The sequence below is a fragment of the Lentzea sp. NPDC051213 genome (genome assembly GCF_044455585.1).
GTDB lineage: Bacteria > Actinomycetota > Actinomycetes > Mycobacteriales > Pseudonocardiaceae > Lentzea.
This window is the reverse complement of the sequence record NZ_JBITEX010000006.1, coordinates 64458-76316: the sequence shown is the minus strand read 5'-3', so window position 1 is coordinate 76316 and position 11859 is coordinate 64458. Positions and strand designations below refer to the sequence as shown.

The 11859-nt window shown below is 69.1% G+C and carries 12 protein-coding genes; 6 read left to right on the top strand and 6 right to left on the bottom strand.

Annotation, left to right across the window (positions count from 1 at the left end):
- Positions 1–16 precede the first annotated feature (16 nt).
- Both ACIA8G_RS26505 and ACIA8G_RS26500 read right to left on the bottom strand, forming a co-directional pair.
- A complete protein-coding gene (locus tag ACIA8G_RS26505) occupies positions 17–1072 on the bottom strand; it encodes a lactonase family protein (protein ID WP_396421358.1) in 1056 nt (351 codons plus the stop codon).
- A 145-nt stretch (positions 1073–1217) separates the two neighbouring features.
- A complete protein-coding gene (locus tag ACIA8G_RS26500) occupies positions 1218–2048 on the bottom strand; it encodes a PPK2 family polyphosphate kinase (protein WP_396421357.1) in 831 nt (276 codons plus the stop codon).
- A gap of 140 nt (positions 2049–2188) precedes the next feature.
- Between ACIA8G_RS26500 and rocD the strand changes: the two genes are divergently transcribed.
- Positions 2189–3415: an ornithine--oxo-acid transaminase gene (gene rocD / locus ACIA8G_RS26495; RefSeq protein WP_396421356.1), complete on the top strand. Its 1227-nt coding sequence runs from the start codon at positions 2189–2191 to the stop codon at positions 3413–3415.
- Positions 3416–3493: 78 nt separating this feature from the next.
- Complete coding sequence (locus tag ACIA8G_RS26490) at positions 3494–4873, top strand: DUF2252 domain-containing protein (protein ID WP_396421355.1); 1380 nt, start codon at positions 3494–3496, stop codon at positions 4871–4873.
- Positions 4874–4978: 105 nt separating this feature from the next.
- Here ACIA8G_RS26490 and ACIA8G_RS26485 read toward each other — a convergent pair whose 3' ends face one another.
- A complete protein-coding gene (locus ACIA8G_RS26485) occupies positions 4979–5365 on the bottom strand; it encodes a hypothetical protein (RefSeq protein ID WP_396421354.1) in 387 nt (128 codons plus the stop codon).
- A 55-nt stretch (positions 5366–5420) separates the two neighbouring features.
- Here ACIA8G_RS26485 and ACIA8G_RS26480 point away from each other — a divergent pair, with 55 nt between their 5' ends.
- Entirely contained in the window at positions 5421–5825 is a 405-nt protein-coding gene (locus ACIA8G_RS26480) for a GNAT family N-acetyltransferase (protein WP_396421353.1), read from the top strand.
- On the opposite strand, the gene ACIA8G_RS26475 is transcribed toward ACIA8G_RS26480, so the two are convergent.
- Positions 5822–7417 (bottom strand): ABC-F family ATP-binding cassette domain-containing protein, encoded by a 1596-nt coding sequence (locus tag ACIA8G_RS26475; RefSeq protein ID WP_396421352.1) that lies wholly within the window; start codon positions 7415–7417, stop codon positions 5822–5824. The genes ACIA8G_RS26480 and ACIA8G_RS26475 overlap by 4 nt on opposite strands.
- 47 nt (positions 7418–7464) lie before the next feature.
- Entirely contained in the window at positions 7465–7710 is a 246-nt protein-coding gene (locus tag ACIA8G_RS26470; protein WP_396421351.1) for a DUF3040 domain-containing protein, read from the bottom strand.
- Positions 7711–7821: 111 nt separating this feature from the next.
- Between ACIA8G_RS26470 and ACIA8G_RS26465 the strand changes: the two genes are divergently transcribed.
- Positions 7822–8973, top strand: coding sequence for a M48 family metalloprotease (locus ACIA8G_RS26465; protein ID WP_396421350.1), 1152 nt, complete (start codon positions 7822–7824; stop codon positions 8971–8973).
- On the opposite strand, the gene zapE is transcribed toward ACIA8G_RS26465, so the two are convergent.
- Entirely contained in the window at positions 8962–9948 is a 987-nt protein-coding gene (gene zapE / locus ACIA8G_RS26460) for a cell division protein ZapE (RefSeq protein WP_396421349.1), read from the bottom strand. The two genes, ACIA8G_RS26465 and zapE, sit on opposite strands and share 12 nt — an antisense overlap.
- A gap of 66 nt (positions 9949–10014) precedes the next feature.
- Between zapE and ACIA8G_RS26455 the strand changes: the two genes are divergently transcribed.
- Together ACIA8G_RS26455 and ACIA8G_RS26450 are read left to right on the top strand one after the other, a co-directional pair.
- Positions 10015–10698, top strand: a complete 684-nt coding sequence (locus tag ACIA8G_RS26455) for a pyrimidine reductase family protein (RefSeq protein ID WP_396421348.1) — start codon at positions 10015–10017, stop codon at positions 10696–10698.
- Positions 10699–10715: 17 nt separating this feature from the next.
- Positions 10716–11780, top strand: coding sequence for an ATP-dependent DNA ligase (locus ACIA8G_RS26450; protein ID WP_396421347.1), 1065 nt, complete (start codon positions 10716–10718; stop codon positions 11778–11780).
- Positions 11781–11859: the final 79 nt, after the last annotated feature.

The window sequence follows — 11859 nt, the reverse complement described above, 5'->3', positions numbered from 1 at the left end:
ATCGACCAGAAGAGCGTTAACCCAGTCGTGTCGGCAGCACGCAGACCGGGATCTCGGTCTTGAGGGGCGTGCCGGACGGCGTGAGCTTGCCCGTGGCCCGATCCACCGCGAACGACGTGACCAGGTTCGAGTTCTGGTTGGCCGCGAAGAGGAACTGCCCGGACGGGTCGAACGTGATGTGCCGCGGGTACTTGCCGCCGACCGGCGTGGTGCCGACCAGGGACAGCTCCGGGCCGTTGACCGCGAACTGGGCCACGCTGTCGTGCCCGCGGTTGGACAGGTAGACGAACCTGCCGTCGCCGGAGACCAGCACCTCGGCCGGGTAGTTGCGCACGGTCGCGGGTGGCGCGGTCCTGAGCACCTGACCCGGCGTGAGCTTCCCGTCCGCGTAGGCGCAGGACACGATCGTCGAGTCCAGCTCGTTCGCGACGTAGGCCACGCGACCGTTGGGGTGGAACGCGATGTGGCGCGGTCCGGCCCCCGGCTTCAGCTTCGCCGTCGAGACGAGCTTGAGCTGACCGGCGGTGAACGAGTACACGAACACCGAGTCGGCGCCGAGGTCGACCGCCGCCGCGTACCGGCCCGCGGTGTCGAACACGATGTGGTGGGCGTGCGGCCCCGTCTGGCGCTCCGGGTCTGGCCCGGAGCCCTTGTGCTGCACCTTCTGCGTGCGCGCACCGAGGCTGCCGTCCGGGTTGACCGGGAACACGCTGAGCGACCCCGACGAGTAGTCCGCGGTGATCAGGAACTTCCCGGACGGGTCGAGCGTCAGGTGGCACGGGTCCGCGCCGCCCGTCGCGACCTTGTTGATCACCTTGAGCGTGCCCGCGTTGATCGCGGTGACCTCGCCCTTGGTGTTCTCGTTGACCGCGTACAGGAACCGGCCGTCGCGCGACTCGATCACGAAGGACGGGTTGACCACCCCTGTGATCACGCCTGTCGTCTTCAGCTGGCCGTTCGCCGTGTCGTAGGTGCCGATGCCGATGCCCTTGGCTCCCCCGTTCCACGTCGTGTAAGCGCCGAAGAAGACTCTCCGCGTCGCAGGTGCCGCCTCGGCGGTTCCTCCGGTCATCAGCAGTCCAGCTCCCACACCCATGGCTCCGAGAAAACGTCGCCGGTCCACACCCACGTCCGCACCTCCGGGATAATCAGCGGCGGCGCATGACACAGTGGCCTAGACCATCAGGCCCAGGCAATAGGTGCAACGAAGATTGCGTCTAGCGCAACGGATCCGCGGAGATCAGCCGGGCCTTCTCGGCCTCGATGTCGTAGGCGGGCGGCGGGAACTTCGGGTCCATCTCGCGCATGGTCTCCAGCAGCAGCCGGCTCACCGCCCAGTTCCGGTACCACTTGCGATCCGAAGGAATCGCGTACCACGGCGTGGCCGAGCAGTTCTTCAACGCCTGGGTGTACGCGTCCTGGTACCTGGACCACTTCGAGCGCACGTCGATGTCGGCCGGGTTGTACTTCCAGTTCTTGCGCGGGTCGTCCAGGCGCGCCAGCAGACGTTCCTTCTGCACCTCGGGCGAGATGTGCAGGAAGCACTTGATCACCGCGGTTCCGGCGTCCGCGAGCTCCTTCTCGAACGCGTTGATCTCCTTGTAGCGGCCCCGGATCTCCGCGGCGGTGAGCAGACGCTCCACCTTGGGCACGAGGACGTCCTCGTAGTGGGAGCGGTCGAACGCGCCGATGCGCCCCTTCTCGGGCAGGACCTTCTTGATCCGCCACAGGAAGTGCTGGCGGCGTTCGGCGGGAGTCGGTTTCTTGAACGACGCGATGCGCACGCCCTGCGGGTTCACCAGCCCGACGACGTGGCTGACCACACCACCCTTGCCGGAGGTGTCCATGCCTTGCAGCACGAGCAGCACCGCGCGAGAGTTCTCCGCGTAGAGCGCCTCCTGCAGGTCGTTCAACTCGGCCCCGGTGGCGGCGAGGTCGTCCGCCGCCTCCTTCTTGTTCTTGGGACCGGTCGGGCGGCCGGCGGGGTCGAGGGTGGAGAGATCCACCTCATCGAGTCGCAGAGCTTCACGAACCGACTTCTTCGCCATCACCAGACCGTAGCGATTCACCGCCGATTCCGCCCGTTGTGCAAAGATCTGCCACAGATTGTTGAATCTACGCAACGAACTGAGGCAGTGCGCAACGCTTCACGGTCGAAATCGCTTGTCCGGGCCCCTAGCCTTGGAGGATGACCGCCATCGCTGAGCACCAGACCACCAGTGCGGACTTCGTAGCACTCGACGAGGAGTGGAGCACGCACAATTACCACCCGCTGCCGGTGGTCATCTCGCACGGCGAGGGAGCGTGGGTCACCGACGTCGAGGGCCGCCGCTACCTGGACTTCCTGTCCGGCTACTCGTCGCTGAACTTCGGCCACCGCCACCCCGCCCTGGTCGCCGCCGCCATCGAGCAGCTCGGCCGCGTGACGCTGACCAGTCGCGCGTTCCACCACGACCAGTTCGGCCTGTTCTGCCGCGAGCTCGCGGCGCTGACCGGCACCGAGATGGTGCTGGCGATGAACTCCGGCGCCGAGGCCGTGGAGTCCGCGATCAAGGTCGCCCGCAAGTGGGCCTACCAGGTCAAGGGCGTGCCCGAGGGCACCGCCGAGATCATCGTGGCCGGATCGAACTTCCACGGCCGCACCACGACCATCGTGTCGTTCTCGACCGACGAGACCGCGCGCAACGACTTCGGGCCGTTCACGCCGGGCTTCAAGGTCGTCAAGTACGGCAACCTCGACGAGATCGAGTCCGCGATCTCCCCGCGCACCGCCGCCATCCTGATCGAGCCCATCCAGGGCGAGGCCGGCGTCGTCGTGCCGCCCGCCGGGTACCTGGCCGGGATCCGCCGCCTGTGCGACGAGAACAACGTCCTGTTCATCGCCGACGAGATCCAGTCAGGGCTCGGGCGCACCGGCACGTTGTTCGCGCTCGACCACGAGGGCATCCGCGCCGACCTCTACACGCTGGGCAAGGCGCTGGGCGGCGGCATCCTGCCGGTGTCCGCCGTCGTCGGGTCGAAGGCCGTGCTCGGCGTGCTGAAGCCCGGTGAGCACGGGTCGACGTTCGGCGGCAACCCGCTGGCCTGTGCCGTCGGCCGGGCGGTCGTGCGACTGCTGGAGACCGGTGAGTTCCAGGAGCGTTCCCGCGAGCTCGGCGACTACCTGCACACGTCGCTGGGCCGGCTGATCGGCTCCGGCGTGGCCGAGGTGCGCGGACGCGGACTGTGGGCCGGTGTCGAGATCGCGCCGGGCGGCCCGGTCGGCCGGGCCGCGTCCGAGGCGCTGGCCGCACGTGGCGTGCTGTGCAAGGAGACGCAGGCGACCACGCTGCGGGTCGCTCCCCCGCTGGTCATCACCCGTGACGAGATCGACCTGGGCGTGCAGGCGATCGCCGAGGTCGTTCGTCCCGTTTAGGGTGATTTCGTTCCGCTGAAGGTCACAAATGCGGCGGACGGGCCACGCGGCTCGTCCGCCGCAGGCATCATGACCCTTATGGGTGAACGGGTGAGAGCGCAGGCCGCCGCCGCTCTGGGCACGTGGACGGAGCCGGAAGAGGTCTACGCACGGGGTCGCGCGCTGCGGTCCTCTGTGGACTTCAAGGCGCACCGCGCGATGTCGCTGGCCGCCGACCGCCCGTCGATGCAGCAGTTCATGCACACGTCCAACGACGGCCGGCTCGAGCACCTGATCCCGTTGCGCATCGGGCGAATGCTCGCCAACCCGTTCGCGTTCTTCCGCGGCGCCGCCGGTCTGCAGGCAGGCGATCTCGCTGCCGGAGTGTCAACGGGTGTGCACACTCAGTTGTGCGGTGACGCACACGCGGCGAACTTCGGGCTCTACGGCACGCCCGAGGGCCAGATCATCATGGACATCAACGACTTCGACGAGACCCTGCCCGGCCCGTGGGAGTGGGACCTCAAGCGCCTCGTCGCCTCGCTGGTGCTGGCCGGCCGCACCGGCGGCGTGTCCGACAAGGGCTGCCGCGACGCCGCGGAGGACGCCGTCAAGGCGTACCGCGCCGTGATCAAGCACCTCGCCGAGATCCCGTTCATGGACTCGTGGACCGCGCTGGGCGACGAGTCGACGCTGTCGAAGGTCAGGGCGGACGACCTGGTCAACGACTTCGCCAAGGCCGCGGAGAAGTCGCGCAAGAACACCAGCGCCCGCTTCGCCGCGAAGTGGACCGCGCACGACGGCGAGAAGTGGCGGTTCATCACGAACCCGCCGACGTTCACCGACGTCACCCCCGAGACCGAGCAGGCCGTGATCGCCGCGCTGCCGTCCTACGTGGACACCCTGCGCGAGTCGCGGACCAACCTGATCATGCGGTACGGCGTGTCGGACGTGGCGTTCCGCGTCGTCGGCACCGGCAGCGTCGGCCTGCGCAACTACCTGATCCTGTTGCACGGCAACGGTGACGAGGCCGTCGTGCTGCAGGCCAAGGAGGCCCGGCCCTCCGCCTTGGCGCCGTTCCTCGACGTGGAGCCCGCCAAGCACGAGGGCAAGCGCATCGTGCACGGCGCACGGCTCGTGCAGGCGGAGACGGACATCCTGCTGGGCTGGACGACGATCGAGGGCCGCCCGTTCATCGTGCGGCAGTTCCGCAACCGCAAGGGCGAGATCGACGCCACCACGCTGAAGCGCGACGACCTCGACGACTACGGCCGCTTCGCCGGCGCGCTGCTGGCCCGCGCACACACGCGTTCCCTCGACCCGCGGCTGCTGGCCGGGTACTTCCAGAACGGCGACGGCGAGGCGCTGGACGAGGCGATGGCGAAGTACGCGTTCGACTACGCCGACCAGACCGAGGCCGACCACGCTTCGCTGGTCGACCTGGTCAAGAACGGGAAGCTGACCGCGCACGTCGAATGATCGCCGCCGAGACGAGCCAGAGCGTCACGGCGTTGAGGATGTGCCACAGGAAGTGCATGCCGAGGGGCCACTCCCCGCAGAGTGGCTCGTCGAGCGTGCGCAGGGTCAGTGAGACCGCGAACAGATGCCGGGGCCGACGCGCACGACCAGGCCCGTTCCGATGGCGAACACGAGGAACGCCGGCGCGGCGAGCCACGCTCTCGACCAGCGCACACCGCGGTAGTGGTGGGTGAAGACGACCACGTAGTACAGGACGAACACCGCGATGAACGCGCTGTCCAGCGCCCCGGTGAGCGACGTGGCGAGCGTGTGGAACGACAGGCTCGCGAGCCCGACCAGCGCCAGCAGGATCGGCAGTGCCCTGAGCGACGGCGGTGCCTGGTGGCGCAGCAGCAGGAACGCGGCGATCAGGAACGCGAGATTGGTGATCGCGTTGAGCGGCTCCGCCCACAGACCGGGGCCGAGACGTTCGCAGTAAGCGTCTACGGACACGCCCGGTGTTGTAGCGCACGCAGGTGAACACAGAAAGATTGCTTAGCCTGGCGTCATGAAGATCCGACGCGCCGCCTCCCCCGACGACGTGTTCGCCGCAGCGCACCTGTTCGACGCGCCACCGCAGCCGGACGCGACCTCGCGGTTCCTCGCGCAGGATCACAGCCACCTGTTGATCGCGTACATCGGCGACCAGCCGGCCGGATTCGTGTCCGGGGTGGAGACGACACATCCGGACAAGGGCACCGAGATGTTCCTGTACGAGCTGGGCGTGGACGACGCGTTCCTGCGCCGCGGCATCGGCACCGCGCTGGTCGAGGCGTTGAAATCCCTTGCGGTGGAACGGGGTTGCTACGCGATGTGGACCGGCACCGCCGCGGGTGACGCGGCGGCGCAGGCCACCTATCGGAAGGCGGGCGGGTCGATCGCCGACGGCGCCTTCGTGAGCTGGGACCTCTAGGTCCAGACGGGTTCGTCCACTTCGGACACCCGGCCGTCCGCCCGGAAGTGCAGGAACCGGTCGAACGACTTGGCGAACCACCGATCGTGGGTGACCGCCACGACCGTGCCCTCGAAGTCGTTCAGGGCGTTCTGCAACGCCTCGGCCGACGCGAGGTCCAGGTTGTCCGTCGGCTCGTCCAGCAGCAGCAACGTCGCTCCGGACAGTTCCAGCAGCAGGATCTGGAACCGGGCCTGTTGCCCGCCCGACAGGTTCTCGAACCGCTGATCACCCGCGTGGTGCAAGCCGTAGCGCTGCAGCACGGACATCGCGGCGCCACGATCCTTCCCCGAGCGCTGGCCTTCACCGTGCCAGAGGATGTCCACGAGCGTGCGGCCGAGCCATTCCGGATGCTGGTGCGTCTGCGCGAACAGTCCCGGCACCACGCGCGCGCCGAGCTTCCACGCGCCGGAAGTCCTGACCTCGTCGCCGCCGAGCAGCCGCAGGAAGTGGCTCTTGCCCGAGCCGTTCGAGCCCAGCACCGCGACCCGGTCGCCGAAGAAGATCTCCTGGGAGAACGGCGCCATCAGCCCGGTCAGCTCCAGCCCCTCGCACGTGATCGCGCGAACACCCGTGCGGCCGCCTTTGAGCCGCGGGCTGACCTTCTCGTCGGTGGGGATCTCCGGCGGCGGGCCCGCTCGCTCGTACCGTTCGAGGCGCGCGGCCATGACCCGGTACTTCTGAGCCATCACCTCGGAGGACTTGGCCAGCTGCTGGAGCGTGCGGACGAGCTCCTTGAGCCGCTCGTGCTCCTCGTTCCAGCGCCGGTGATCTTCCAGCAGCCTCTCGATGCGTTTCGCGCGGGCGGCGTGCCAGGTCGCGAACGAGCCGGTGTGCGTCCACGCGGAGTGCGCCTCGACCGTGACGACGTGCGTCGCGGAGTTGGCCAGCAGCTCGCGGTCGTGACTGACGACGAGAACGGCCTTGTCGGTGGCTTTGAGCCGATCTTCGAGCCAGCGCTTGCCGGGGACGTCGAGGTAGTTGTCCGGCTCGTCGAGCAGGAGCACCTGTTCGTGGCCGCGCAGCAGCGTTTCGAGGACCAGGCGTTTCTGCTCGCCACCGGAGAGGGTGCGTACTTCGCGGAACCGCGCGCGGTCATACGGCAGACCCAGCGCCGCAACGGTGACGGTGTCCCAGAGGACCTCGATGTCGTAGCCGCCCGCCTCACCGAAGTTCGTGAGCGCGGTGGCGTACCGCATCTGGGCGGCTTCGTCGTCGGTGTCCATCAGCGCGAGCTCGGCTTCGTCGAGCGCCAGAGCCGCGTCACGCAGCGCCGCGGGTGCGACAGAAAGCAGCAGGTCCCGCACGAGCGAGGAGTCGCGGACCGAGCCGATGAACTGCGGCATCACCGCCAGGCCGCCCTGGACGTGCACGCTGCCCTGTTTCGGGGTGAGCTCACCCGAGAGGATGCGTTGCAACGTGGTCTTGCCGACGCCGTTCGCGCCGACCAACGCCACCACGGTGCCGCCGCTCACCTTGAACGAGACGTCGCGGAACAGCTCCCTGCCGTCCGGCAGGGTGTACGCGAGCCCGTTCGCTTCCAGATATCCCACGCCGTGATGGTCGGGGGTCCCCGGCGCGGGCGCCAGCGAGTTTCCGGCTAGCGGAGGCGGATCGGGTACCGGCGGAGCACGAAACCGGCGGCCACGACCAGCATGCACTGGAGCGCGGGACCGAACGCGCCGATCACCATGAGAAGTACGCCGAGCCCGCCGAACACGAGCAGGAAGAGGTAGAACAGCCAGGGCCGCACCCCGCGGTTCATGGTGCGGGCGAGCCTGGGTTCATCAGCTAACAACCGCTGCTCGATCTCCTGAAGCGAGCGGCGTTCGGCTTCACTCAGCATCGGTGCCTCCGGAGGACGTCGGGACGTCATCATTCCCGCCCGTCACCCAGTGGATACTCGAACGCCGCCGGAGTCAAACTCAGCTCGCCCCAATCGTTCATACTCTCGCGCATGTCCGGGGGATATTCGAAGAAGCTCGCGCTGAGACTCGACGCGCGGCAGTTCACCGCCTACGAGGGCACGCCGCCCACTCGGCCGGAGTGGACGGCGGCCCGCGTCGCACTGGTCGGGTTGTCCGCGGCGCTGGTGGTGCTGGTCGCCGGACTCGCCGCGCTGGGCGGGTGGCTGGTGCTGCGCGGCTTCCCGTCGTTCTCGATCCTCGGCGGGGTGCCTCTGCTGCTGGTCGCGTCGGCGCTGCGGCCTCGGCTGGGGCGCGCGGGAGACGCGTGGCACCTGCTCGGCCGCGACGAGGCGCCGACGCTGTTCGCGCTGCTCGACCGGATCTCGGCCGCTTCAGGGGCGCCGATGCCGGATCGGGTGGTGCTGGACGCGCGGTTCAACGCCTCGGCCGGAACCCACGGACTGTTGCGGCGGCGAACGCTGACCATCGGGCTGCAGTTGTTCGGAGTGCTCACACCCCAGCAGCGGGTCGCGGTGCTCGGCCACGAGTTCGGGCACTTCGTGAACGGCGACCCGGCACGGGGCCTGCTGACCGCACCCGCGCTGGTCACCCCGTTGATCGTCGCGGACCTGGTGCGGCCGAGCGAGGCGCACGTCAGCGGAGGTCCGCTGAGCAGGCTCGTCGAGCTGGCGATGCGGCCGTTCCAGCTGCTGCTGGAGCGGTTGTTCCTGCTGATCGGCGCCGGTGTCCAGGCGGTGGCGGCACGAGACCGCCAGAGGGCCGAGTACTGCGCCGACGCGCTCGCCGTGCGGCTGGCCGGCACCTCGGCGCTGGTGGCGTTCATGGCCGACGCGGCGTCCGCGGACAAGCTGGCCGCCGTGATCGCGGCGACCGAGCGCGGTACCCAGGCGAACCCCGAGACCGCCCGCCGCAACCATCCCGGTGCGGCGCGGTGGAAAGAGGCTGCCGACGCGTGGCGGGCGACCTCGGACGCGGACGAGGCGCTGGAGAAGTCGATCACCGAGGAAGCCTCGTTGTGGCAGGACCACCCGCCGTCGGGCCTGCGGGCGCGGATCGCGCGGTCGTGGCCGTACACCGATCCGTCGGTCGTGCTCAGCCAGGCCGACTCCGCGAAGATCGAGGCCGAGCTGCACCGCTTCTACACGCGTGCGGGCCGCGACATCGCCTGGTCAGCGGCTTAGCGCGACGAGCCGGGAGACGGCCCGCAGGTACTTCTTGCGGTAGCCGCCGCGCAGCATCTCGTCCGTGAACAACTCCGACAGCGGCTGCCCGGACACCGCGACCGGGATGTCGCGGTCGTACAGCCTGTCGCCGAACGCGACGAGCCTCAGCGCGACCGACTGGTCGGGTGCCGGCTTCACGTCCTTGAGGTGCACCGTCGAGACGCCGTCGACGAGCCTGCCGTACTTCGACGGGTGGATGCGGGCCAGGGCTTTGCACAGGTCGTCGAAGTCGTCGATGGTCGACCCGGGGTTGCCGGCGGCCTTGGTCTCGAGCTCCTCGGCGGACATCGGCGGCGGCGCGTCGGGCAGGCCGCGGTGGCGGTAGTCCGGGCCGTCCACGCGCACCACGTCGAACCTGGAGGACATCGACTGGATCTCGCGCAGGAAGTCGGCCGCCGCGAACCGGCCCTCGCCGAGCTTGTCCGGCAGCGTGTTCGAGGTGGCGGCGACGAACACGCCCTGCGCGGTCAGTTCCTTGATCAGCCGCGTCACGAGCATCGTGTCGCCGGGGTCGTCCAGTTCGAACTCGTCGATGGCGAGCAGCTTGTGGCCGCTGAGCCGCTTGACCGCCTCCGGGAACGTGAGCACACCGACGAGGTTGGTCAGCTCGACGAACGTGCCGTACGCCTTCGGGCCGGGCACGGCGTGCCACAGCGACGCCAGCAGGTGCGTCTTGCCGACACCGAATCCGCCGTCGAGGTAGAGGCCCTGCTTGCCCTCGTCCTCACCCTTGCCGAACAGCGACCACTTCTTGCGCCGCACGCTGACGCGTGCCGCGAAGAGCCGGCCTGCCTCGACCGCGGCGGCCTGGCTGGGCTCGTCCGGGTTGGGGAGGTAGCTGTCGAAGCTGACGTGGTCGAACCTCGGCGGCGGCACCAGGCCCTCGACGAGTTCGTCAGCCCCGATCTGGGGGTCCCGGTCGGACAGGCGCATGCCCGCAGCCTATCGGCGTGATGGGATGTGTTCGTGCAGATGTTGTGGCCCTCACCGGGCGTTGAGATGACCGACACAGCGCTGGAGTCGCTGTACTCCTACCCCGCGGACGGCACCTGGGTGACGGCGAACTTCGTGTCCAGCGTGGACGGTGCGGTGTCGGTCGACGGGCGCTCGCGAGGGCTGGGTTCCCCTGCCGACAAGCAGATCTACCTGCTCGGCCGCGACCTCGCCGACGTCGTGCTGGTGGGCGCGGGGACCGTGCTGGTCGAGGGGTACCGGGGCGCGCGGCCCGATGCGGACCGCCGGGCCCGGCTGGGGCTTGCGGCCTCGTTGCCGATCGCGGTGGTGACGGCACGGGGGACGTTGACGCCGGACCTGCCGCTGTTCACGGACGCTCTTGAGCCACCGATTGTGATCACCTGCGCCTCGGCCGGGATGTCGAAGCTGCCCTGCGACGTGATCACCGCAGGAGAGGACTCTGTTGATCTCGGGTTGGCGGTCGAGGCGCTGAAGGCGCGGGGACTGCACCGGATCAACCTGGAGGGCGGGCCGCGGCTGTTCGGGTCGATGGTGGAGGCGGGCCTGGTGGACGCGCTGAACCTGACCGTGTCGCCGTTGCTGGCGGTCGGCGACGCCCCGCGGATCACGGCGGGGCCGGTGGTTCCTCCCGTCGATCTGGCGCTGGCGTCGGTGCTGCGCGCGGACGACGTGCTGCTGATGCGGTATCACCGGCGAAATTCCAGCTGAAGGGGCAGGATGGCCGCGTGGACCTACCGCTGACACCCCCTCTGCAGCCGATGCTCGCCGCCGCGGTCGACGGCATCCCCGAGGACGCGGACCTGCTGTTCGAACCGAAGTGGGACGGCTTCCGCTGCTTGGTGTTCCGCTCCGGCGACGAGGTCCTCCTGCAGTCCCGCAGCGGCAAACCGCTCAACCGCTACTTCCCCGAGGTCGTCGCCTCGATGCTCGAGGTGCTGCCGGAACGCGTGGTCGTCGACGGCGAACTGGTGGTGGCGCGCAACGAGGAGCTCGACTTCGACGCGTTGTCCGAACGCATCCACCCGGCGGCCTCGCGCGTGACGATGCTGTCCGAGTCGACGCCGGCCACGTTCGTCGCGTTCGACCTGCTGGCTCTGGGTACCACGGTGCTGCTGGACTCACCGACCGTCGCACGGCGCGAGGCGCTGCTGAAGCTGCCCGGCCTCAACATCACCCCCGCCACGACATCGGTCGCCACCGCACGCGAGTGGTTCACGTTGTTCGAGGGCGCGGGCCTGGACGGCGTGATGGGCAAGCCGTCGTCCGGCCCCTACACGCCGGGCAAGCGCACGATGATCAAAATCAAGCACGCCCGCACCGCGGACGTCGTGCTGGCCGGCCTGCGCTGGCACAAGGACACCGAGCCCGGCACCGCCGTCGGATCGCTGCTGCTCGGCGTCTACGACTCCAACGACCTCCTGCACCACATCGGCGTGTGCGGCTCCTTCAAGGCAGCCGAACGCCGCGCGCTGGCGGCGGAGCTGGCACCGTTGATCGACACGTCCGGCACCCACCCGTGGGCGAATCCTGTTGCGGGCCAGCGGATTCCCGGCGAGATCAACCGCTGGCGCGGGCAGCAGGCCGAGTACGTGGCGCTGCGTCCCGAGCGGGTGCTGGAGATCCACTACACCCAGACCGAGGGCGACCAGCCGGTGCGGCTGCGGCACAACGGCCAATTCGCGCGGTGGCGGCCGGATCGCGAGCCTTCGTCTTGCCGGTACGACCAGTTGGAGATTCCGGCGCGGTACGACGTCGCGTCGGTGTTGAAGGGTGAGCTGCGGGCGCGGTGACGCTCGCGAGCTGATGGCGTCTGCAAGTACCGCCAACTCAACGTCAACTCGCACTTTTCTACTGCCAACTGTCTTCGCG

What these genes read in the sequence shown, in the direction of transcription:
- ACIA8G_RS26505 (WP_396421358.1), bottom strand. Translation starts at nt 1,072, where the DNA reads ATGACCGGAGGAACCGCCGAGGCGGCACCTGCGACGCGGAGAGTCTTC.
- ACIA8G_RS26500 (WP_396421357.1), bottom strand. Translation starts at nt 2,048, where the DNA reads ATGGCGAAGAAGTCGGTTCGTGAAGCTCTGCGACTCGATGAGGTGGAT.
- rocD (WP_396421356.1), top strand. Translation starts at nt 2,189, where the DNA reads ATGACCGCCATCGCTGAGCACCAGACCACCAGTGCGGACTTCGTAGCA.
- ACIA8G_RS26490 (WP_396421355.1), top strand. Translation starts at nt 3,494, where the DNA reads ATGGGTGAACGGGTGAGAGCGCAGGCCGCCGCCGCTCTGGGCACGTGG.
- ACIA8G_RS26480 (WP_396421353.1), top strand. Translation starts at nt 5,421, where the DNA reads ATGAAGATCCGACGCGCCGCCTCCCCCGACGACGTGTTCGCCGCAGCG.
- ACIA8G_RS26470 (WP_396421351.1), bottom strand. Translation starts at nt 7,710, where the DNA reads ATGCTGAGTGAAGCCGAACGCCGCTCGCTTCAGGAGATCGAGCAGCGG.
- ACIA8G_RS26465 (WP_396421350.1), top strand. Translation starts at nt 7,822, where the DNA reads ATGTCCGGGGGATATTCGAAGAAGCTCGCGCTGAGACTCGACGCGCGG.
- zapE (WP_396421349.1), bottom strand. Translation starts at nt 9,948, where the DNA reads ATGCGCCTGTCCGACCGGGACCCCCAGATCGGGGCTGACGAACTCGTC.
- ACIA8G_RS26455 (WP_396421348.1), top strand. Translation starts at nt 10,015, where the DNA reads ATGACCGACACAGCGCTGGAGTCGCTGTACTCCTACCCCGCGGACGGC.